At 62.6% G+C, this 21,659-nt stretch carries 26 protein-coding genes; 11 read left to right on the top strand and 15 right to left on the bottom strand.

Annotated features, from left to right (window positions below; translation table 11 throughout):
- The first annotated feature begins 267 nt into the window (after positions 1–267).
- On the top strand, positions 268–852 hold the full coding sequence (gene hpf / locus NKH91_RS02700; protein WP_352847389.1) for a ribosome hibernation-promoting factor, HPF/YfiA family: 585 nt from the start codon (positions 268–270) through the stop codon (positions 850–852).
- Between the two features lie 59 nt (positions 853–911).
- The gene (ptsN, locus tag NKH91_RS02695) at positions 912–1,376 is read left to right on the top strand and encodes a PTS IIA-like nitrogen regulatory protein PtsN (RefSeq protein WP_023718962.1); all 465 of its coding nucleotides are present in this window, start codon (positions 912–914) and stop codon (positions 1,374–1,376) included.
- A gap of 71 nt (positions 1,377–1,447) precedes the next feature.
- On the opposite strand, the gene NKH91_RS02690 is transcribed toward ptsN, so the two are convergent.
- Entirely contained in the window at positions 1,448–1,705 is a 258-nt protein-coding gene (locus NKH91_RS02690) for a BQ00720 family protein (protein WP_352483584.1), read from the bottom strand.
- A gap of 63 nt (positions 1,706–1,768) precedes the next feature.
- Positions 1,769–2,194 carry an Hsp20 family protein gene (locus NKH91_RS02685; RefSeq protein ID WP_023718964.1) on the bottom strand — a complete coding sequence of 142 codons (426 nt, stop codon included), beginning with the start codon at positions 2,192–2,194 and terminating at the stop codon, positions 1,769–1,771.
- Between the two features lie 144 nt (positions 2,195–2,338).
- Here NKH91_RS02685 and NKH91_RS02680 point away from each other — a divergent pair, with 144 nt between their 5' ends.
- Positions 2,339–3,280: a nucleoside hydrolase gene (locus tag NKH91_RS02680; RefSeq protein WP_352483583.1), complete on the top strand. Its 942-nt coding sequence runs from the start codon at positions 2,339–2,341 to the stop codon at positions 3,278–3,280.
- 6 nt (positions 3,281–3,286) lie between these two features.
- Here the strand turns inward: NKH91_RS02680 and NKH91_RS02675 are convergent, their stop codons facing one another.
- The 6 genes from NKH91_RS02675 to NKH91_RS02650 form a co-directional block, all read right to left on the bottom strand.
- Entirely contained in the window at positions 3,287–3,523 is a 237-nt protein-coding gene (locus NKH91_RS02675; protein ID WP_352847390.1) for a hypothetical protein, read from the bottom strand.
- Between the two features lie 250 nt (positions 3,524–3,773).
- The gene (locus NKH91_RS02670) at positions 3,774–3,992 is read right to left on the bottom strand and encodes a hypothetical protein (RefSeq protein ID WP_352950946.1); all 219 of its coding nucleotides are present in this window, start codon (positions 3,990–3,992) and stop codon (positions 3,774–3,776) included.
- Between the two features lie 199 nt (positions 3,993–4,191).
- A complete protein-coding gene (locus NKH91_RS02665; RefSeq protein WP_352847392.1) occupies positions 4,192–4,806 on the bottom strand; it encodes a LysE family translocator in 615 nt (204 codons plus the stop codon).
- Positions 4,807–4,909: 103 nt separating this feature from the next.
- Positions 4,910–6,370 carry an amidase gene (locus tag NKH91_RS02660; RefSeq protein WP_352884543.1) on the bottom strand — a complete coding sequence of 487 codons (1,461 nt, stop codon included), beginning with the start codon at positions 6,368–6,370 and terminating at the stop codon, positions 4,910–4,912.
- Between the two features lie 6 nt (positions 6,371–6,376).
- The gene (locus tag NKH91_RS02655; protein ID WP_352847397.1) at positions 6,377–7,285 is read right to left on the bottom strand and encodes a ribokinase; all 909 of its coding nucleotides are present in this window, start codon (positions 7,283–7,285) and stop codon (positions 6,377–6,379) included.
- A 112-nt stretch (positions 7,286–7,397) separates the two neighbouring features.
- Positions 7,398–8,291 carry a methylated-DNA--[protein]-cysteine S-methyltransferase gene (locus NKH91_RS02650; RefSeq protein WP_352847400.1) on the bottom strand — a complete coding sequence of 298 codons (894 nt, stop codon included), beginning with the start codon at positions 8,289–8,291 and terminating at the stop codon, positions 7,398–7,400.
- Positions 8,292–8,405: 114 nt separating this feature from the next.
- On the opposite strand from NKH91_RS02650, the gene NKH91_RS02645 reads away from it, so the two are divergent.
- Positions 8,406–9,221 carry a class I SAM-dependent methyltransferase gene (locus NKH91_RS02645; protein ID WP_352847403.1) on the top strand — a complete coding sequence of 272 codons (816 nt, stop codon included), beginning with the start codon at positions 8,406–8,408 and terminating at the stop codon, positions 9,219–9,221.
- A gap of 3 nt (positions 9,222–9,224) precedes the next feature.
- Here the strand turns inward: NKH91_RS02645 and NKH91_RS02640 are convergent, their stop codons facing one another.
- On the bottom strand, positions 9,225–9,719 hold the full coding sequence (locus tag NKH91_RS02640; protein WP_023718973.1) for a DUF2244 domain-containing protein: 495 nt from the start codon (positions 9,717–9,719) through the stop codon (positions 9,225–9,227).
- Positions 9,720–9,741: 22 nt separating this feature from the next.
- Here NKH91_RS02640 and nth point away from each other — a divergent pair, with 22 nt between their 5' ends.
- On the top strand, positions 9,742–10,563 hold the full coding sequence (nth, locus tag NKH91_RS02635) for an endonuclease III (RefSeq protein ID WP_352847406.1): 822 nt from the start codon (positions 9,742–9,744) through the stop codon (positions 10,561–10,563).
- A 34-nt stretch (positions 10,564–10,597) separates the two neighbouring features.
- Here nth and NKH91_RS02630 read toward each other — a convergent pair whose 3' ends face one another.
- The 4 genes from NKH91_RS02630 to NKH91_RS02615 all read right to left on the bottom strand — a co-directional run bounded on the left by NKH91_RS02630 (position 10,598) and on the right by NKH91_RS02615 (position 14,281).
- A complete protein-coding gene (locus NKH91_RS02630; protein ID WP_352847409.1) occupies positions 10,598–12,109 on the bottom strand; it encodes a tripartite tricarboxylate transporter permease in 1,512 nt (503 codons plus the stop codon).
- A 9-nt stretch (positions 12,110–12,118) separates the two neighbouring features.
- Positions 12,119–12,586, bottom strand: coding sequence for a tripartite tricarboxylate transporter TctB family protein (locus NKH91_RS02625; protein WP_023718976.1), 468 nt, complete (start codon positions 12,584–12,586; stop codon positions 12,119–12,121).
- 77 nt (positions 12,587–12,663) lie between these two features.
- Positions 12,664–13,641, bottom strand: coding sequence for a tripartite tricarboxylate transporter substrate-binding protein (locus tag NKH91_RS02620; RefSeq protein ID WP_023718977.1), 978 nt, complete (start codon positions 13,639–13,641; stop codon positions 12,664–12,666).
- Between the two features lie 184 nt (positions 13,642–13,825).
- Positions 13,826–14,281 carry a DUF2214 family protein gene (locus tag NKH91_RS02615; RefSeq protein WP_023718978.1) on the bottom strand — a complete coding sequence of 152 codons (456 nt, stop codon included), beginning with the start codon at positions 14,279–14,281 and terminating at the stop codon, positions 13,826–13,828.
- A 226-nt stretch (positions 14,282–14,507) separates the two neighbouring features.
- Between NKH91_RS02615 and NKH91_RS02610 the strand changes: the two genes are divergently transcribed.
- The 6 genes from NKH91_RS02610 (at position 14,508) to NKH91_RS02585 (ending at position 20,517) form a co-directional block, all read left to right on the top strand.
- Positions 14,508–15,047, top strand: coding sequence for a GNAT family N-acetyltransferase (locus NKH91_RS02610; protein ID WP_352847412.1), 540 nt, complete (start codon positions 14,508–14,510; stop codon positions 15,045–15,047).
- Between the two features lie 207 nt (positions 15,048–15,254).
- On the top strand, positions 15,255–16,232 hold the full coding sequence (locus tag NKH91_RS02605; protein WP_352847415.1) for a Bug family tripartite tricarboxylate transporter substrate binding protein: 978 nt from the start codon (positions 15,255–15,257) through the stop codon (positions 16,230–16,232).
- 155 nt (positions 16,233–16,387) lie between these two features.
- Positions 16,388–16,921: a tripartite tricarboxylate transporter TctB family protein gene (locus tag NKH91_RS02600; protein WP_352847418.1), complete on the top strand. Its 534-nt coding sequence runs from the start codon at positions 16,388–16,390 to the stop codon at positions 16,919–16,921.
- A gap of 4 nt (positions 16,922–16,925) precedes the next feature.
- Positions 16,926–18,449 (top strand): tripartite tricarboxylate transporter permease, encoded by a 1,524-nt coding sequence (locus NKH91_RS02595; RefSeq protein ID WP_352483579.1) that lies wholly within the window; start codon positions 16,926–16,928, stop codon positions 18,447–18,449.
- A gap of 15 nt (positions 18,450–18,464) precedes the next feature.
- Complete coding sequence (locus tag NKH91_RS02590) at positions 18,465–19,646, top strand: CaiB/BaiF CoA transferase family protein (protein WP_352847421.1); 1,182 nt, start codon at positions 18,465–18,467, stop codon at positions 19,644–19,646.
- A 19-nt stretch (positions 19,647–19,665) separates the two neighbouring features.
- Complete coding sequence (locus NKH91_RS02585) at positions 19,666–20,517, top strand: citryl-CoA lyase (RefSeq protein ID WP_023718984.1); 852 nt, start codon at positions 19,666–19,668, stop codon at positions 20,515–20,517.
- 71 nt (positions 20,518–20,588) lie between these two features.
- Here the strand turns inward: NKH91_RS02585 and NKH91_RS02580 are convergent, their stop codons facing one another.
- Positions 20,589–21,098, bottom strand: coding sequence for an NUDIX hydrolase (locus NKH91_RS02580; protein ID WP_352483576.1), 510 nt, complete (start codon positions 21,096–21,098; stop codon positions 20,589–20,591).
- Between the two features lie 126 nt (positions 21,099–21,224).
- Positions 21,225–21,530, bottom strand: coding sequence for a hypothetical protein (locus NKH91_RS02575; protein ID WP_352847424.1), 306 nt, complete (start codon positions 21,528–21,530; stop codon positions 21,225–21,227).
- Positions 21,531–21,659: the final 129 nt, after the last annotated feature.

Genomic DNA, 21,659 nt, shown 5'->3' with positions numbered 1-21,659 from the left:
CTTTCGCGTTCATTGACAAGCGGCAACGAAGTGGCTAGAAGCCCGCCCGCATGAGACGGGCTGGCGAGTGGATTTGAGTTCGCTGATGCCCGCACGAGAGATGGTCCGTCACGACGTAGGCCACGGACGGCCAAGAAGGCGGCTTGTGATCAACCGGAAAGTTCGGATTTAAAATCGGCGCAAGTGACGCCGCAAAGCTTGTGCGCACGGACCACGAGTATAAACTCGGGACAGTTTGAAGCCTGAGCAAGGAAGGTCAGTTTTCAGATGACACTGCGCATATCGGGAAAACACATGGATATCGGCGATGCGTTCCGTACGCGCATCAACGACCGTGTCGGGGAAGTGATCGGGAAATATTTCGATCGGGGCTTTTCAGGGCAAGTCGTAGTCGTCAAATCGGGGTCGCGCTACACGGCCGATTGCATGATCCGGCTGGATTCCGGTGCTTCGCTGCAGGCGACCGGCGATGCCCAGGATCCGACGCTTGCCTTCGATGCCGCGGCGGACCGTCTGGAAACCCGCCTCAGGCGCTACAAGCGCCGGCTGAAGTCGCACAATTCAGGCAATAGCAATGGCGAACTCACCGACGTCGCCTATACGGTGATGGCCCCGCTTGCCGATGACGACGAGGAGATACCGGAGAATTTCGCGCCGGCCATCGTCGCCGAATCGACCATGACGCTGCGGACCATGTCGGTGGCGTCAGCCGTGATCGAGCTCGACACCAAGGACAGCCCGGTCCTGGTCTTCCGCAATGCCGGAAACGACCATCTCAACATCGTCTATCGCCGGCCGGACGGGAATATCGGCTGGATCGACCCGTCTACGGCCAAGGTCGCGCAGGGGTAAAAACCAGCCGCACGCAAGCGTGGGGACTGGCGACGGCAGGCGAACAAGGGATTTCAAGCATGGATCTGAGCGATCTCGTCAACGTTCCGGCAATCATGCCGGCGTTGAAGGCGAACTCCAAAAAGCAGCTGCTGCAATTGCTGTCTGAAAGGGCGGCGGCAATTTCCGGCATTCCGGAGCGGGAGGTGTTCGACACCATCCTGCAACGCGAGCGGCTGGGTTCGACCGGCGTCGGCAACGGCATCGCCATTCCGCATGGCAAACTGGCCGGGGTGAAGCGGATCGCTGGGGTTTTTGCCCGGCTGGAGACACCGGTCGATTTCGAGGCCCTCGATGATCAGCCGGTCGACCTGGTGTTTCTGCTTTTGGCCCCCGAAGGCGCCGGCGCCGACCACCTCAAGGCGCTGTCGCGCATCGCGCGGGTGCTGCGCGATGCCGACACGGTTGCCAAGATCAGGGGCACGCGCGATGCCGTGGCTATCCACGCGCTGCTGTCGGATACACAGGCCTCGCACGCCGCCTGAGTTGATTGGACCCGTTGAAGGGCCGCCGTGAGCGGCCCTGTCCGTTTCAGCCAGATCGGCGCGCCGTGTTGTTAGTGGATAGCGACGGGGGTCAGATCGTTTTCCAAGGCGCCGGCCAGCGCCCGGTCGCGAGCGTCCGAAAGCAGGATCGGCTGGCCGTTGGCGGCAAACAGGGCCCACAGTTCCAGCCCGGGCGCGATTTCGCCGAGGCCCGGGAAACGGCCGCGCAGATCGTCGCTCGACACTTTCCTGAGATAGGCGACCGAGCCTTCGCCGAGATGAGCGAATTCGCCGCTGGTCATGATGATATTTTCGTCAGTTCTGGTCATTTCAAGCCTCCTTGCCGCGAGACGCCGCTCAAGGCCATCCCGCATGAGAGCTATCGGCAAAACTCAGTCTTTCACCGATATGTTTATTTTTCGTACCAGCCGTTCGGACTCCGGCCGATCGAGATCGATCGACAAAAGGCCGTTCTTCAATTCCGCCGCAATCACCCGCATGCCGTCGGCCAGCACGAAACAGCGCTGGAACTGGCGTGCGGCGATGCCGCGGTGGAGGAATTCGCGCTCGGTGTCGTCGTTCTGACGGCCGCGCACGACCAACTGGTTCTCCTCCGTGGAGACATCGAGATCGCTTTCCGCGAAACCGGCGACGGCGAGCGTGATACGCAGCCTTTCGGTTTTGCCGTCGGCACCGCTGAGGCGCTCGATGTTGTACGGAGGATAGCTGTCACCCGACTTCGCCAAGCGCTCCAGTGTCTTTTCCATGGAATCGAAACCGAGGAGAAGCGGGCTGGAAAAAGGCGTCATTCGGCTCATGTTACAGTGTCCTCTCAAGAGCGACATAAAGTGGAAAAACCCGGATGGCATTTTTCCCGATGGTCTTGATATGGTCCGCCGCCCGGCAGACTTCAAGCCGTCACACGTCCCGCCCAAAAAGACTTGCCAAAACAAGGAATTGAAATGCCCCAATCCCGCAGGATCATCATCGACACTGACCCCGGCCAGGACGATGCCGTCGCCATATTGCTGGCGCTCGGCAGCGCCGAGCTGGAGATCGTCGGCATCACCGCGGTGGCCGGCAACGTGCCGCTGAAACTCACCGAAAAAAACGCACGCAAGATCTGCGAGTTGGCCGGCCGGCCGGATGTCAAGGTCTATGCGGGCGCCATCCGGCCGCTGGCGCGTGAACTCGTCACCGCCGAGGAAGTGCATGGCAAGACCGGCCTCAACGGACCGCAACTGCCTGAGCCAAAGATGAAGCTGCAGGATCAGTATGCGGTCGATTTCATCGTCGAGACGCTGATGAAGGAGGAGACCGGCACGATCACGCTTTGCGCGCTCGGGCCGCTCACCAATGTTGCGCTGGCGCTGATCCGCGAGCCGAAAATCGCGCCGCGCATCAAGGAGATCGTGCTGATGGGCGGCGGCTTCTTCGAGGGCGGCAACGTCACGCCGACTGCCGAGTTCAACATCTATGTCGACCCGCATGCCGCCGATGTCGTGTTCAAATCCGACATTCCGATCGTGATGATGCCGCTCGACGTCACCCACAAGGCGCTGACCACCGCCAAGCGCACGAAGGCTTTCCGCAAGCTCGGCACCAGGGTCGGCACGGCGACGGCGGACATGCTGGAATTCTTCGAACGCTTCGACGAAGAGAAATACGGCACCGATGGCGGCCCGCTGCACGATCCTTGCGTCATCGCCTATCTGTTGAAGCCGAAGCTGTTCAAGGGCCGCAACTGCAATGTCAGCGTGGAAACTGCCTCGGAGCTCACCATGGGCATGACGGTGATCGACTGGTGGGGAGTGACCAAGCGGCCGAAGAACGCCATGGTGATGCGCGACATCGATCATGATGCGTTTTTCGCGCTGTTGCTGGAAAGGCTGGGGCGGCTTTAGTGCCGCTCAGTCATTGAGCAGGCGGTAGGTGCTGGTGCCGTTCTTGCGGTGCTGTTGTTCGATCGAGACTTCCGATCCGATCTTGTGGGGCGTCTCCACCTCACCATCGATAAATACCAGTGCGTTGCCGTCATGGAGACGGACTTCGTATCTATAATAAAGTCCATGGCCGACGGAACCTTTCGGATTTAGAGGCATCGTCGCAACATCTTCGACGATGCCTCCTACGCGTTGCGTGCCCATGATCGTGCTATTCTGTCTTGTTACAATCGCCACGGCGGCCACAAGAGCGAATGAGCAAAAGAAAGCGACGCCAATGACTGTATCGCGAAACTCTTCCCGAAGCAGAAGAAGGCGGTTTCTAAGAGAAAGATTTGTCGGACCCATCACTTAGAGTTGAGTAGCGCAGGGGCGTTGTTCATGAGCGATTTCTTCGAAGAGAGCTCTGTCACTCGTTTTACCTTCGAAAACAGCTTCATTGATCGATCGCCGTTCAATTTGGAAATCGGTAGAAGACAAAGCCATTGTCGCGCGTGACGCGCTCGATGCCGACGTGCGAGCCGATCAGGCGCGGACGATCGTCGTCGATGAAAACAGATGAACCGTCTTCAAGGACCAGCATGTAGACACTTCGGCCTTTGCCCCAATGGGCACTTTTGACGGCTGCATCGATTGGGTCCACCGAGCGGATCGGGCTGGCGTTATCGTCCACTTGAGCGGATCGAGGGCCAACACCGCCGCAAACAAAGCAACAACCAGGATCACGCCGATCGCGTGCCTTTTCACATCCACAAAAGTCCATGGCACCGGCATGAATCCCCAACTATCGATTCATGTGGTGCACAGAAGGCTGACTTTCAATCGGCCTTCCTGTTCCAGGAGATTGCTATTTGCGTCCCGGCTCGCGGCTGTTACTTCGCCTTGGAAAACGCCAGCCACAGGCCGCCGCCCACCAGGAAGCTGCCGCTGATTCGCGACAAGAGCTTGACGCGGCCGGCCGAGAGCAGGCGTCCGGCGTGGCCGGCGGCCAACGCGTAGGTCGAATCCGAGACGGCGGCGAAGATCATGGCGGTGAGACCCATGACGCCGATCTGTAACGCGTAATTGCCTTCGGGGGCGATGAACTGCGGAAAGAAGGCGCCGAAGAACACCAGCGTCTTCGGATTGCTGATCGCCACCAGCAGGCCCTGCAGGAAGAAGCCGCCGCGCGGCTTTTTAGCCGATCCGTCGGCGTTCAGCTTGCCTTTCGAGCGGAACATCTGCACGCCCATCCAGATCAGGTAGGCGGCGCCGATCAGCCGGACCCATTCGAACCAGTGGCCCATGCCGGCGATAAGCGAGGTCAGCCCGATGCCGACGATGGCGATCATGATGGCCAGCCCGGCCTGGGTGCCGGCGACATTGGCGAGGCCGGCGCGCGAGCCGTGGCGGATGCTGTTGGCGATGATCAGCGTGACCGTCGGCCCCGGCACAAGAATGATGACGATGCAAGCGACGACGTAGGTGGCGTAGAGTTCCAGCGACATTTTTCCCTCCGCAGAATGCCGCTCGTGCGGCGCGCTGTCGCGATCAATGCATGGCGATGAGTTGCGTGCAAGTCGGCGAGGCGCCGACAATGCGGAGCTGATTTCAGCAGGCGCCGGCCTGCCATGGCAGCGTTGCCTCATAGGCGGCAGCCGCCCCCAGCACCGAGAGGTCAGCGCGTGGCCGCCCGATCAATTGCATGCCCATCGGCCTGCCCTTGGGGTCGAAGCCCACCGGCACATTGATCGCCGGGCAGCCGCCGAGCGTGGCGAACGCTGAAACCTGCATCCAGCGATGATAGCTGTCCATGGCACGCCCGGCCACTTCCCTTGGCCAGTGGGTGGAGACCTCGAAAGGGAAGACCTGCGCGGTCGGCAGCGCGATGAGATCGAATCGATCGAAGAGCGACAGCAGGGTTTTGTGCCATGACGAGCGCCTCACCGTGGCGGCGTGGATCTGCGGCGCGGTGAGGCCCAGTGCATGTTCCACTTCCCACACGGCCTCCGGCTTGAGAAGGCGGCGTTTCAAGGGATCGTCGTAATGCACCTCGAGCGCACAACCGCTGCTCGCCTGGCGAAGCGTTACAAAGGCCTGCCACAGCGCTTCGAACTCGAATTCCGGCATCAGCGGCTCGGCCTCGAAGGATAGATCCGCTAACCGGCCGAGTGCTGCCTCGCAAAGCTGTAGAATGCCTGCTTCAATCGGCAGATGACCGTCAAGATCGCCGAGCCAGGCGATGCGCCCGCCGGCCGCCCGCGATTCCAGCCCTTCGAGGAACGAGCCTGGCTTATCATGCGACAGCGGCGCGCGAGGATGATAGCCGGCCTGAACGTCGAGCAGCAGGGCGATGTCGCGCACGTTACGCCCCATCGGCCCTTCGACGCCCATTTGCGCATGAAACACATCAAGATCAGGGCCGGCCGGTACCAATCCCTGCGACGGGCGGAAGCCATAGACATTGTTGTAAGCAGCGGGATTGCGTAGCGAGCCGCCGAAATCGCTGCCATCGGCAATGGGAACCATGTCGAGCGCTAGCGCGACCGCCGCGCCGCCGCTCGAGCCGCCGGCGGTCAGCGCTGGGTCGAACGCGTTGAGCGTCTGTCCAAACACGGTATTGTAGGTGTTGGAGCCGAGCCCGAATTCGGGAACGTTGGTCTTGCCGATGATGATGGCGCCGGCCTGCCGAACACGCTCGACGAAGAAGTCGTCTTCCTCAGGCACGAAATCGGCGAAGATCGGCGAGCCGAAGGTGGTTCTCAGGCCTTTTGTCAGCGCAAGATCCTTGATCGCGATCGGCAGACCGAACAGCGATCCGGTATCTGCTCCTCGCGCCAAATGAGCGTCTGCCTCGTCGGCCTCGCGCAGGATGTCGGCACGCTCACGCAATGAAACGATGGCGTTGACCTGTGGGTTCACCGCCTCGATCCGGTCCAGGAATGCAGCGATCACTTCGCGCACCGAAAGCTGCCGGCGCCTGATCCTGTCGGCCAGTTCCACGGCGGACAGGCGGCAGATGTCGCCGGCGGGCGGCACGGCATGCCCGGTGGTCGGGCGCGTGGCTGTCATCGCGCTTCAGCCGGCAGATGTCGGCATGGCGGCGTCGACATCCCTGGCCAGCGGGATGGCAGGCTGGGCGCCGGCTTTCAGGCAGGCCAGCGAACCGGCTGCGGCAGCGCGGGCAAGCGCCTGGTCGAGCGGCAGGCCTGCCGCCAGTCCGGCAGCAAAATAGCCGCAGAACGTGTCGCCGGCGCCGACCGTATCGAGCGGAGTGATCTTCAGCGCCGGAACCATCAGGAGATCGTCCGGCGTCGCGGCGAGAACGCCGTCTGGGCCAAGCGTGACGACGATGGTGCGGCCGGTTCTCGAGGCATAGTCGCGCATCCGTGCCGGGCGGTCGCGGCCACTCAACGACAGCGCCTCACCATAGAGGTCGAACTCGGTCTCGTTGGCGACGAGATAGTCGGCCTTGCCGAGGAAGCCGGCCGCGTCGCCGTGGAAAGGTGCGGTGTTGAGCACGGTGACCGCGTTGGCCGTCCTTGCCGCGTCAAGCGCTGTCTCGACCGTTTGCAACGGGACCTCCAACTGCAGCAGCACGACATCGCTGTTTTTCAGGAAAGCCTTGGAAAGGTCACCCGGCACGACCGAATCATTGGCGCCCGCCACGACGGCGATCACGTTCTCGCCGTCGGCGCCGACCATGATCAACGCGGTACCCGTCGAGGCAAAGGTCTCGCCGACGCCGGACAGGTCGATCTTGCCGTCGCGCAGCAGCGCCAAAGCCTCGCCGGCGAAGCTGTCCTTGCCGACCGCGCCGACCATGCGCACCTTGGCGCCGGCGCGGGCGGCGGCCAGCGCCTGGTTGGCTCCCTTGCCGCCGGGGGCGGTGGCGAAACCGGAGCCGCGCACCGTTTCGCCGGGACCGGGCAAACGGTCGACACTGGCGATGAGGTCGAGATTGATGGAACCGATGACGACGATCAAGAAGTGCCTCCCGCTAACGCATGTCACTCTAATTGCGCGGGAAGCTACTCCGTAAGATCGCTGCTTGTCACCCTCGGGGCCCTTCGCTCCTATCGTTCCATTCGTTGGCTATTCAAGAAGAGACTTGTCCCGCCTCCCAGCCGAGGATGGCGCGTTTGCGAGTCAGGCCCCAATGGTAGCCGGTGAGCGCGCCGGACTTGCCGAGAGCCCGGTGGCACGGCACGACGAAGGACATCGGATTTGCGCCGACTGCGGCACCGACAGCCCGGCTGGCACTCGGTGCGCCGAGGCGCGCGGCGATCGAGGAATAGGTGCAGGCCTTGCCCATCGGAATGCGCAGCAAGGCCTCCCAGACGCGGACCTGGAAGTCGGTGCCGATCATGACGACGCGCAGCGGCTGGTCGGCGCGCCACAGCGTCGGATCGAAAATGCGCGCGGCATAGGGCGCCGTCGCCGCCATGTCCTCGACATAGGTCGCATTCGGCCAACGGCTGGACATGTCCGCAAAGGCCGCACGCTCGCCGCCGGGGTCGTTGAAGGCGAGGCCGGCAAGGCCGCGGTCCGTCACCATGATCAAAGCGATGCCGAAAGGCGAGATATGATAGCCGTAGCGGATGGTGAGCCCGGCGCCGCGGGTCTTGTAATCGCCCGGCGACATCGCTTCATGGGTGACGAACAGATCGTGCAGCCGGCCTGGGCCGGACATGCCGAGTTCGAACGAAGTTTCCAGCAGCGGCATGCCGGAATCCAGCAGTTTGCGCGCATGATCGAGGGTGACGGCCTGCAGAAAAGCCTTCGGCGACAGGCCGGCCCAGCGGGTGAACAGCTTCTGCAGCCCGGTCGGCGTCTCGCCGACCTCCTCGGCCAGCACTTCCAACGAAGGCTGATCGCGATAGTCGAGGCTGATCTTTTCGATGGCACGACGGACGATTTCGTAGTCGCCACCTTCAGGCGTGATGTCTTTCTGAAGGATTGCTGTCGTTTTGAGAGGCATTTGGGCGTTCATGGCAGTATCTCCTTGAGTGCGAATATCGTCCTTCGCGGCGCCGATCACCACCCGAAACTTGCTTTCCCGCAGCATGTACCCAGATAGAGTTGGCTTTGAATGGGGAGGACAATCATGGCCGGCGAGAAGGTGCAGCTGACCAAGGAAAGAGAAACGCTGCTGATCACCGTCTACGGCAAGGCGCTGGAAAGCCGGCTTCCCAACTCGCTGCTGAAAGACCGCTTCGCGGACGAGGCGGTTCGCCGCATCGACTACGACTTCTCGCGGCTCAAGGTCGACAACAATCTCGGCGTCGGTCTGGCGATCCGGGCCAAGACGCTGGACGACTGGGTTGCGGCTTTTCTGGCGAACAACCCGAACGCCATTGTGCTGCATCTCGGCTGCGGGCTGGACACACGAATATTCCGTATCGACCCGCCAGCCGGCGTCGACTGGTTCGACGTCGACTACGCCGAAGTCATCGAGCTCAGGCGCAAGCTCTACCCGATGCGCGAGCATTACCACCTGATCGGATCATCCGTCACCGAGCCTGGCTGGTTGGATGAAGTGCCCGGCGATCGCCCGGCGATGGTCGTGGCGGAGGGCCTGACCCCCTACCTTGCCGCTGACGAGGGCCCAAGACTCGTTTCGCGGCTTGTGTCGCATCTGGCCAGCGGCGAATTTATCTGCGATGCCTACAGCGACCTGGGTCTAAAGCTCGTGCGCCTCAACCCGTCGTTCCGCGCCACCGGAGCCGAACTCCACTGGGCGATCAACGATCCGCGCGACTTGGAACGGTCAGTGCCCGGCCTGCGGTTGGTCGAGGAAACGATGGCGTACAAACCCGAACATGCCGCCCGTGTGAGCTGGTTCGCCGGACTGGTCTTTCGCCTCTGGAGCCACGTTCCGGCTCTTCGGAGGGTCGGCAGGCTGTTGAGATTTCGGTTTTGATCGTCAGCGCGCCTTGGCGGTCGCCAGAGCGCGCGAAAATGCGGTGGCAAAACTTTCGCGGTCGTCGGGGTTGAGGAAGCCACCGATCGAGACTGTTTTTCCTTGCGCCTCGACCGCCATTCTGGTGATGCCGATTTCGGTGTGGCGGGCGATCGAAAAGCGTGCCCAGAACGGATTGAAGCGATGTGCTTCCGATTTGCCTGACGGGGCAGTCTTGCGGATATCGAGGCTGGTGCGAGACACCGACACCTCCTCGCGAGCCCGAGCGGCACGATAATTGGCGCGGAAGGCGATATAGATGGCAATAACATCGAGGCCGAAGAAGCCGAACACCGGCCAGGCGCCGCGCGACAGGAAAAACGCTCCGGTCACCAGCCACCCGAACAGCAATGCGCCCATCAGGATGACAAAGCCGGTCTTGCCCAGCGACCGGTGCGGTATCAGCAGCGCCTGGAAGAATGGCTCGTCGGCCTGAAATGAGGCGTTTGTGTCGCTCATTACAGAATATTATAGGAAAGCAATGACAAGCCCCAAGTCCAAAAACTCTTCGGCGCTAAAAAAAGACCTGTTGCCCGGCCGCCGCGACGGCTCGAACGCCAAGCCGCGTCCGCGGCCGGCGAGGTCGCGGGCGCTTTACAGCCCGGCCGAGGTGCATGAGATTTTCCGGCGCTTTTCCGTTCAGCGGCCGGAACCGAGAGGCGAACTCGAACATATCAACGCCTTCACGCTGCTGGTGGCGGTGGTGCTTTCGGCGCAGGCGACGGACGCCGGTGTCAACAAGGCGACGCGGGCGCTGTTCAAGATCGCCGACACGCCGCAGAAAATGCTGGCGCTGGGCGAGACCAGGCTCGGCGACCATATCCGCACCATCGGGCTGTGGCGCACCAAGGCCAAGAACGTCATCGCGTTGTCGGAAGCCCTGATCCGCGACCACGGCGGCAAGGTGCCCGATGATCGCGATCAACTGGTCGAGCTGCCGGGTGTCGGCCGCAAGACCGCCAATGTCGTACTCAACGTCGCCTTCGGCCAGCATACGATGGCGGTCGACACGCACATCTTCCGCATCGGCAACAGGCTCGGCCTGGCGCCGGGCAAGACGCCGGAACAGGTCGAACAAGGGTTTTTGAAGATCATTCCGGATGAATATATGCGGCATGCGCATCATTGGCTGATCCTGCACGGCCGCTATGTTTGCAAGGCACGCAAGCCGGATTGCCCTGCCTGCGTCATCGCCGATATCTGCAAGGCCAAGGAAAAGACGACCAGCGTGCCTGCACCACTGGTCGAGATCGCGCCGCTCGGGCCAGTAGAGGCGGCTACTGAATCAGTGCCAGCCAAGTGACTCTGAAGTTCCTCCTATGTGGCGCCATCCACGTTCAGGAACTCTCCTCGACGAACACCTCCTCGCGCTTCTTCTTGACCGCGGGAAGAAAGACGATGACGAGCACGGCGAGCGCGATGAGGAGCAGGCTGGCGCTGATCGGTCTCGTCACGAAGGTACTCGGATCGCCGCGAGAGAGGATCATGGCGCGGCGCAGGTTTTCCTCGAGCAGCGGGCCGAGCACGAAGCCAAGCAGCAGCGGCGCGGGTTCGCAGCGCAGCTTGGTCAGGAGATAGCCAAGCAAGCCGAAGAGTGCGACTGCATAGAGGTCGTAGACGTTGGTGTTGACGCTGTAAACGCCGATCGAGCAGAACGCCATGATGATCGGGAAGAGCACGTAATACGGGATCGTAAGCAGTTTCACCCAAAGCCCGATTAGCGGCAGATTCAAGACGATCAGCATCAGATTGCCGATCCACATCGAGGTGATGATACCCCAAAACAGTGCAGGCTGTTCGATCGCAACATTGGGGCCGGGTACGATGCCCTGGATGATCATCGCGCCGATCATCAGCGCCATTACCGGGTTTGCCGGAATGCCGAGCGTCAGCATCGGGATAAAGGAGGTTTGTGCGCCGGCATTGTTGGCCGATTCCGGTCCGGCGACGCCTTCGATTGCGCCTTTGCCGAATTCCCCCGGACTTTTCGAGACACGTTTTTCGACGGTGTAGGAGGCAAAGGCGGCAAGGATCGCGCCGCCTCCCGGCAGGATGCCGAGCGCCGAACCGATGATTGTTCCGCGCACGATGGGGGCCGCCATGCGCCGAAAATCTTCGCGGGTCGGCATAAGGCCGGAGATCTTTCGGATCAGCACGGAACGCTCATGCTCGTTTTCGAGGTTGCGCAGTATCTCGGCGACGCCGAAGACACCGACCGCCACTGCGACGAAATTCAGCCCATCGGCATATTCGCGGATGCCGAGCGTGAAGCGGGGCGTGCCGGTGTAGATATCCGTGCCGACAAGTCCGAGCAGCAGGCCGAGCACGACCATGGCCAGTGCCTTGACGATCGAGCCGTGGGCGAGCGCGACGGACGAGACCAGGCCGACAATCATCAGCGAAAAATACTCGGCTGCGCCGAATCTCAGCGCTATCGCCGTCAGCGGTGGGGCAAAGATGGCGACGAGGAAGGTCGACACCGTGCCGGCAAAGAACGAGCCTATCGCCGCGGTCGCCAGTGCCGCCCCGGCGCGACCGTTCCTGGCCATTTGGTAGCCGTCGATGGCGGTGACGGCCGACGAGGATTCGCCGGGCATGTTGATGAGGATGGCGGTAGTCGAACCGCCATACTGCGCGCCGTAATAGATGCCGGCGAGCATGATGAGGGAGGAAACCGGATCGCCGATCTGGAAGGTGATCGGCAACAGCATGGCAATGGTTGCGGTGGCGCCGATGCCGGGCAGGACACCAATCAGCGTGCCGAGAAGGACGCCGATCAGGCAGAAACCGAGGTTTGCCAAAGATGTGGCCGTCGAAAAGCCGAGTGCGAGATTGTTGAGGAGTTCCATTTCATCTCCTCACAATGATAGGGGCAGCCACGGGCCGAAACGCCGGAACGGCAGGCCGAGTGCGTAGCTGAAGACGACGAATGCGAACAGCGTCAGGCCGGCCGACAGCACGAGCGCGGTCAGCGGCTTCATACGGCCGCTGCCGAACGATGCGATTAGCGCCGTCAGGAAGATCGAGGGGATAAAGCCGAGGCCGCGCACCGTCAGGCCGAAGAAGATCGGAGCGGGCAGAATGAACAGCATGCCGCGCCACGCGATGTGGCCGATCGGGTCGCTCTCGAAACGCACCGCTTGGACGAGGATGACGGCGCCAAGCAGGATCAGCACGATCGCCAGCACCAGCGGGAAATAGCCCGGTCCCATACGGAAGGCGGTGCCGATTTCGAGGCCGAGCGACTGCAGCGCGAAAAATGCGCCGAGGAAGATGAACAGCGCTGCGCAAATGCCGTTGGTTCTGTCGATTGCGAACGGTTTCATGACGTCCTCCCGGGCCGCGCCGCGGGCTTTGCCGATGCCGTGTAAAAACGGGGCGCTGGTGGCGCCCCGTTCAAGCTTTAGTCGGCGTACTGGCCGGCCGCTTCGATGATAGGCTTCCACCGCGCGATCTCACTTTCCAGCTTGGCCTTGAGCGCGGCCGGCGTGGCGTCGGCCTCGGGCGACGGCTTGGTGCCGAGTTCGGCAAAGCGGGCGACGACGTTCTGATCCTTCAGGGCCACCTGCAGCGATTTCGACAGGCGCTCGGTGATCTCGGCCGGCGTGCCCTTGGGTGCATAGATTCCGTGCCAGATGCCGACCTGCACCTGCGGAAGGCCGGCTTCCGTCGTTGTCGGCACGTCCGGAAGCACGTCGAGGCGTTGCGCCGAGGTTACGGCATAGCCCTTGATCGTGCCGCCCTGGATCTGCTTGGTGGTGTTGGTCGTCTGGTCGCACATGATGTCGACCTGGCCGCCGAGAAGGTCGGTCATGGCCGGGCCAGTGCCTTTGTAGGGAACGGTGACCAGCGGCGTGCCGATGGCGCTCATGAACAGCATGCCGCACAGATGCGAGGCCGCGCCTATCCCGGCATTGGCGACGGTGACGGTGTCCTTGTTGGCCTTGGCATAGTCGACCAGTCCCTTCAGATCGGTCGGCTCGAGATCCTTGCGGCCGACGATGGTCATCGGCACTTCTGTGACGAGACCGATATATTCGAACGCGTTCAGCGTGTCGTAGGCGAGGTTCCTATACAGCGTCGCGCTGGTCGCCATGCCGATGTGATGCAGGAGCAGCGTATAGCCGTCAGGATCGGCATTCGCGACGCGGCCGGCGCCTAGCGTGCCGCCGGCGCCGCCGACATTCTCGACGATGACCTGCTGGCCGAGGTCCTTCGACATGGCTTCCGCGACAAGACGCGTGACGGTGTCGGTTGGGCCGCCGGCCGAAAACGGCACGACAACGGTGATGGTGCGTTCGGGGTACGTCTGCGCGCCCGCGGCCAACGGGTAAAGCATGGCGACCGCAACGGCAGCCAGCGCGGCGACGAATTTTCTCATCGTGATTTCCTCCCAGAATACGAATTACCAACCGCTGCGCGGAGTTCCTCTCAAACCGAATGTAGATGGAGCAATAACTAGCGCAACCCGACAAATGACAATCGCCTCAAACGGCAAACTGCACATTTGTCCGCGCAAATGAGTGGAAAGGTCGGGCCGCGCGATGCCCTTCCTCCGACCTATCTTAATAGCCGTAGCCGCGCGCCATCGCCGCCGCGAACACCGGGATCAACAGGAAGATGAATGCCTCGGTGCGGACATAGGTGCGAACGGACGCTAGCTCCGCCGCAGGCACCTGGAAGCCGGGACTGGCGCTCGCCTGCCTGCTCCAGGACAGGAATCGGACGGTCGGGATAATCGACAACAGGCCGACAATTGCGAAAGCGGCCATCTTTGCCCAGAACATCCAGTTGTAGACGTAGAATTCCCAGCCCTTGAGACCATAGATGACGCGGCCGATGCCGACGACGATGATCAGCATGGCAATGATGCCGTAATGGCGATCGATACCGACAAGCCGCTTCAGCGTCGCGGCGGACAGGTCGCTGCGGATCAGGACGAATTCGGCGCCGATGATGCCTGCCAGCGAAAACACCAGCAGATGATGGAAGATGGCAAGCACAAGGTCGGTGGTGTCCATGCTGTTTCCCTCTGTCGGACGGCAGCGCCGAAACCGAACGCAGTGAACCAAATACTGGCGAAAAACTAACACCGCTTGGCGGGATTCACATCAGCCTGGAAGATGATCTACACAGCCTTGGTTCTTGTTTTACGCAACGGATTTTGATTCCCCATTTCATGCATGTCGCTGTCCTAACCGTTGGATGACCGGCATTAGGCACCGGCAACACAACCGAGGCATGACCATGACCAGTCCGCAGACAATTGTCGCCCCAGTGATTGAGACCTCTCGCACGGTCCTGCGACCGCACCGGCTGGACGATTTCGACGCCTATGTCGCAATGTGGGCCGATCCCGTCGTCACCCGTTTTATCGGCGGCAAGCCGCGCACGCGGGAGGAAAGCTGGATGCGTTTCCTGCGCCATGCCGGCCTGTGGTCGCTTCTGGGCTACGGCTTCTGGGCGGTCGAGGAAAAGGCGACCAGCCGCTTCATCGGCGAGGCCGGCTTCCACGATCTGAAACGCGACATGACGCCGTCGATCGAGGGCATTCCGGAGGCCGGATGGGCTCTGGTTTCGGGCGTGCATGGCCAGGGGTTGGCCAGCGAAGTCGTCGCACGGGTGCTTGCCTGGGGCGATGAGGCATTTGCAGCCGCGAAGACCGTCTGCATCATCGATCCGGAAAACACCGGCTCGCTGAACGTCGCGGCAAAATGCGGTTATGGCGAAGTGCTGCGAACCGTCTATCAAGACAAGCCGACCATTCTACTCGAGCGGCAACCCTGACGGATGCTGTCTGGGCACTGCCTGCCACATCGTCGTCGGGCGTCGAGTTCTCCAGCCTGAACATCGCACGGGCCGATTGTGGCGCATGCAGCGTGTTCTGTCTTTGACAGGATGACGCAAAGTCTGCATGAATTTTATCGAGCGGGTCTGAATTCAGGCTACGTTTCTGGCAGGCACCGGAGGAGGTGTCGCGATTGGAGGAATCCCATGCTGAACAGACGCAGATTCTTGATGAGCACCGCGGCGGCAGGTGCTGCCGGGCTCGCGGCATCGCATTTTATCCCCGCTTTCGCGCAGGACGCACCGCAGCTGCAGATTTTCGTGCCGGCGGCGCCGGGCGGCGGCTGGGACCAGACGGCGCGCGCCATGGACCAGGTGCTGCGCAGTGAAAAGCTGATCTCCGGCTCGCAGATCACCAATGTCGGCGGCGCCGGTGGCACCGTCGGCCTGCCGCAGTTCGTCAACCAGTGGAAGGGCAAGGGCAATGCACTGATGGTGGCGGGCATGGTCATGGTCGGCGCCATTATCGCCAACAAGGCGGCCAACAACCTTACCGAGGTCACGCCGATCGCCCGCCTTACCGGCGAGTTCGAGGCGCTTGTGGTGCCGGCCGCCTCGCCGTTCAAGACTGCGGCCGACTTCGTTGCCGCCCTCAAGGCCGACCCGACGCAGGTTCCAGTCGCCGGCGGTTCGGCCGGCGGCTCGGACCACATCTTGTTCGGCCTCATCGCCAAGACCGTCGGTGTTCCTGCAACCAACCTGTCCTATGTGCCGTTCGCCGGCGGCGGCGAGGCGCTGTCGGCGCTGCTCGGCAACCAGGTCGCGGCCGGCATCTCGGGCTATGGCGAGTTCGCCGAACAGGTCAAGGCGGGCGCGCTGCGGCTGCTGGCGATATCTGCCGACAAACGCCAGGAGGGCATCGATGCTCCGACCATGAAGGAAGCCGGCATCGACGTCGAGCTGTTCAACTGGCGCGGCGTCTTCGCGCCGCCCGGCGTCTCGGACGCCGACAAGGCAGCAATGATCAAGCTGATCGAGACGATGGCCAAGAGCGACGCCTGGGCCACCGAATGCAAGAACCGCAACTGGACGCAGATCCTGCTCACCGGTAACGACTATGCGAAATTCGTCGCCGAAGACACGGCCCGCATCGGGACGATCCTCAAGGACCTCGGCCTGGCGTGATGCTCTCGGCAAGGGGCGGCCTGCGCCAACCCTTGCCGACTTTCGCCAGCCGCATGGACATACGCGGCGCCGGAGGTGAAACTACGCCGAGATCGGCCGAGTGAGACCGGTCCAAGGAGAACCGGCCCCAAGGGACCGACATTGGGAGGACGATGATGAGCACCAGCGACCAGCAGGCGCCGCCGCGCCTTGCAGTGCCCGAACTGCTGATCGGCGTTGGGCTCCTCGCCTGTGCGGGTGCGGTTGCCTGGCAGACGCTGGCAATCCCGGTGTCGCCGCTCTATTCCAAGGTCGGTCCGACCGTCTTTCCCTACATCACCATGACGGGGATGGTGATCCTGTCGCTGCTGCTCATCATTGCCGCCTTGCGGGGCGGATGGCAGCCGGAGGACGAAAAGGAGACGCCGACCGACTGGAAGGCGATGGGCATCGTCGTCCTCGGACTGATCGCCAACCTCGTGCTGATCCAGCCGCTCGGCTTTACCGCCGCATCTGTCATCATGTTCGTTCTCATCTGCCACGGTTTCGGCAGCCGGCGTCCGCTGCGTGACGTGCTGCTCGGTCTGATCCTGGCGCTGGCCGCCTATTTCGGCTTTGCCAGGGCACTCGGCGTCAATATCGGCGCCGGCTTCATCGAAAACCAGCTGAACGCGATCGTCGATTCGGTCGTTGCCATGCTGAGGGGCTGACGCCATGGAAACGCTCGGCCATCTCGCGCACGGATTTTCGGTCGCCTTCTCGCCGATCAATCTCATATGGTGCCTGGTCGGAACCACGCTGGGGACTGCGATCGGCGTGCTGCCCGGCCTCGGGCCGGCACTGACCATCGCGCTGCTGTTGCCGATAACCTATCAGGTGGCGCCGGAGGCATCGTTCATCCTGTTTGCCGGCATCTATTACGGCGCCATGTATGGCGGCTCGACGACATCGATCCTGCTCAACACGCCTGGCGAAAGCGCCACCATCGTCACCGCGCTCGAGGGCAACAGGATGGCCCGCTCCGGCCGTGGCGGTGCGGCCCTGGCGACCTCGGCGATCGGCTCCTTCGTCGCCGGCACGCTGGGCACGATCGGCGTTGCCTTCCTGGCGCCGATCGTCGTCAAATTCGCGCTGGCTTTCGGTCCGGCCGAATATTTCTCGCTGATGGTGCTGGCCTTCATCACGGTTTCGGCGGTGCTCGGCTCGTCGTCGGTGCGCGGCCTGACCAGCCTGTTCGTCGGCTTCGTCGTCGGCATGATAGGCGTCGATCTGCAGACGGGGCAGCCGCGCTTCACCTTCGGCATGAGCGAATTGTTGGACGGCGTCGACGTCATCGTCGTCGCCGTTGGCCTGTTCGCCGTTGGCGAGACGCTTTACATGGCCTCGCGCCGCTATGCCGGCAAGGACGACATCGTGCCGTTGAAAGGGTCGCTCTACATGACCGCGGCTGAATGGTCGCGCTCGTGGAGGCCATGGCTGCGCGGCTCCCTGATCGGCTTCCCGATCGGCGCCATGCCGGCCGGCGGCGCCGAAATCCCGACCTTCCTCTCCTATGCCATCGAGAAGAAACTCTCCAGACACAAGGAGGAGTTCGGCACGGTCGGTGCCATCGAGGGCGTTGCCGGGCCGGAAGCGGCCAATAATGCATCCGCCGCCGGCGTGCTGGTGCCGATGCTGACGCTCGGCCTGCCGACCTCGGCGACGGCCGCGATCATGCTGTCGGCATTTCAGAGCTACGGCATCAATCCGGGGCCGCTGCTGCTGACGACGCAGGCCGACCTGGTGTGGGGGCTGATCGCCAGCCTGTTCATCGCCAATGTCATCCTCGTCGTCCTCAACCTGCCGCTGATCGGGCTCTGGGTGCGATTACTGAAGATTCCGGCGCCGCAGCTCTATGCCGGCATTCTGGTGTTCGCCACGGTCGGCACCTACGGCATTTCGCAATCGCCGATCGACCTCATCATCCTCTATCTGCTCGGTGCCGCCGGCTTCCTGATGCGGCGTTTCGATTTCCCGACCGCGCCAGTCATCATCGGCATGATTCTCGGGCCGCTTGCCGAAACGCAGTTCCGCCGCGCGATGACCATCTCGAACGGCGATTGGACGGTGTTCTACAAGCATCCGCTGTCGCTGACGCTGCTGACGCTGGCCTTCATCGGGTTGGTTGGACCGCATATCTGGGCTTACATCGAGCACAGGCGCATGCGCGGACCGGAGCACGTGCCGGGCGATGCCTGAGCTGTTCGTGACGTCATGACAGACCTGCTTTCCGGCATCCGCATCCTTGACCTGACCAATGTGCTGGCCGGCCCCTATTGCGCCTACCAGCTGGCATTGCTCGGGGCCGACGTCATCAAGGTCGAGACGCCGCAAGGCGGTGATCTGGCGCGCCAGCTTGGCGCCTCGCCGGAGCTCAACCGGGTGGGCATGGGCGCTTCGTTCCTGGCGCAGAATGCCGGCAAACGCTCGGTGGCGCTCGATCTCAAGCAGGAGGCCGACCGCGAACGCTTCCTCGATCTGGTCGCTTCGGCCGACGCGCTGGTCGAGAATTTCCGCCCCGGCGTCATGGACCGGCTGGGGCTTGGCCATGCCAGGCTGAAGGAGGTCCGGCCAAGCCTTGTCTATTGTGCGATATCGGGCTTCGGCCAGACCGGGCCGATGCGCGACAATCCAGCCTATGACCAGATCATCCAGGGTCTTTCCGGCATCATGAGCATCACCGGTACACCGGAAACGGCGCCGCTGCGTGTCGGCTATCCCGTCGCCGATACGCTTGGCGGGCTGGTCGGGGCGTTCGCCATTACCGCCGCGCTGGTCAAGCAGAAGACGACAGGCGAGGGTGCGTTCCTCGACGTCTCTATGCTCGAATGCACGCTTTCTGCGCTCGGCTGGCCGGTGTCGAACTATCTGACGGCGGACGTCGAGCCGCAGCCGATGGGCAATGAAAACATGACGGCCGCACCGTCTGGCGCGTTTCGCACCGGCGACGGCTTGCTCAACATCGCAGCCAACAAGCAGGAGCAGTTCGTCACACTGTGCCGGTTGATCGATCGGCCGGAGCTGGCGTCGGATGTCCGCTTTGCCGAGCGCGAAACGCGCAAGCAGAACCGCATTGCATTGAAAGCGCTGATCGAGGATGCCTTGGCGAGCGGCTCTGCCGCCTGGGAGGAGACGTTCAATCGCGCCGGCGTGCCGGCAGGCCGGGTGCTGACAATCCCGCAGGTACTGCAAGAGCAACAGGTGATCCAGCGCGGCATGACGGCGCGCTTCCAGGCTGTGTCCGGGATGGACCGGCCGCTGACCGTGGTGCGCGGCGGCTTCATGGTCGATGGCGAGGCACCTTTGCCGAGCAGGCCGCCGCCGGGGCTCGGCGAGCATATGGACGAGGTTTTTGCCGGTTTGCCGCCACGCGCCAAGAAAAGAGCGAAGGTATGAGCGGCACGGAAAAGAAGGCATGAGCGACACGGAAAACAAGACTGGCCGCGCGCGCGGCGAGGAATGGTGGCAGACCGGCATCATCGAGATGCGGCCCGGCGTCATCCGGCTGCGCGGCTATGAGATCCAGGATCTGATCGGCCGCGTCAGCTTTCCGGCAATGATCTGGCTGATGATGCGCGGCGAACTGCCAAGCGAGGAGCAGGCGACGCTGCTTGGCATCGCGCTGGGTGCCGCCGTCGACCACGGACCGCAGGCGCCGTCGATCGCCATCGCCCGTATGGCGATCACTTGCGGCGTCGGCATCAACAGCGCCATGGCGTCGGCCATCAACGTGCTTGGCGACGTGCATGGCGGCGCCGGCGAACAGGCGCTTTCCTTCTACGGAGACATCGCCGCCGAACTGGACGCCGGCGTGCCGCTCGCGGACGCCGTGTCGGCGCGGGTTGATCGTTTCCTTGCTGGGGAAGACGGTTATGTGCCGGGGCTCGGCCATCGTTTCCATCCGGTCGACCCGCGGGCACCCCGCCTCATCGAGCTGACCCGCGACTTTGCCGCGCTCGGCGTTGTCAGCGGGCGCTTCGCCGACATCGCCGAGGCGATCGAGGCCGAGGTTGCGCGGCGCAAGGGCAAAAAAATCCCGCTCAATATCGACGGCGCCACGGCCGTCATCTACGGAGAGCTCGGCTTCCCGCCGCCGCTGACGCGAGGCCTTTTCGTACTGTCGCGCTCGGTCGGCATCCTGGCCCATGCATGGGAACAGTCGCAGGAAAGCGACCGCAACAAAGGGCCGCTGCCGCGCGAATGGCTGTGGGCCTATACCGGCACGCCGGCGCGGCCTTTGCCCGAGGAAGACGAAGGCAGTCAGTGAGATGTCGGTTCAAGCGACAGCGGAGGGCGCTGGAGCCAATTCCCGATAGAGTCGGGATAGACCCCCATGTTTTATTGAGCGTGATCTTTTCCGAAAGCCGGATTCTGCTTTTTGGGGGTATGCTCCAGCTCGGGACTCCTGATGTTCCTCACCAGCGTCGAAAGATCCGGCTCGTCGATGAGCAGCGCCGCGTCGGCCGGTGCCAGCCATGCCCGCTGCCGCCTGTTGGCTTCTTGCCAGTCGGCAAGTTCCTCGGTTACCTCCAGCAAATAGACGACGACGTCGACGCGGACGAAGCGGTTCGCCAGCCGCTTCCAGTAGCAATAGGTGCCGGCCGGCTGTTTCAATATCCTGCCGAGGACGCCGGCTTCTTCCTGTGCTTCGATGGTGGCCGCCTTGCGACCGCCCTTGCCCTTCATCGGCCAGCCTTTCGGCACGATGAAGCGCCTCGTCGTTCGCGATGTGACGAGCATAACCTCGACATCGCCATGCTCGCTCAGCCGAAAGGGGATCGCCGCGACCTGGCGAATCCGGGCGCCCTTCCTTGCCTTACGGACGACCTTCTTTCTGCTGGCTGCCATTCAAAAATCCAGTCGAAGCGGTGCCCAAAGCACGAAGGGCAGCATTGCTAAATCCAAACCGCCTTCGATGTTATCTCAGGTGCGGCGGCATCCAAGCATAATAAGTCGGCTAAATAAATGAAAACGTTAGCGGCAAGTGCTGACAAAGCCGCTCCCTGACGGCAGCAACTGACAAGTCGGCTTCATCTGCGGCACCACCTGCGGTTGGGGCGCCGGGATTTGGCGGTCCTGCGCACGGTATTGCTGTTGCTGCTGCTGATATTGCTGCCGCTGCAGCCTGTTCTCCAGCATCTGCAACTGGTTTTGCTGGATCAATGCGTTGCGGTCGGCGGGGCTGACGATCTGTGCCGATGCGGCAGGATTTACGCCCGACAGCATCATCGTTGCCAGCATTGCCGACCCTAAAAACGTCAATAGACGAAGCTGTGACATTCATTAATTCCCGCACAAAACCGACCTCAGATTAATATAGGGGTTTTGCCCGGCGATGCCATGGCCGCCGCTGATTCGCGGCGAATTGCTACGTCGTCCTGCCGGCTTTGAGGAGGCATTGCGGTACGC

The organism is Mesorhizobium sp. M0894 (assembly GCF_040319725.1).
Classification (GTDB): Bacteria; Pseudomonadota; Alphaproteobacteria; order Rhizobiales; family Rhizobiaceae; genus Mesorhizobium.
Note: the sequence above shows the minus strand (reverse complement) of the source record. Positions and strands in the feature narration are given on the sequence as shown.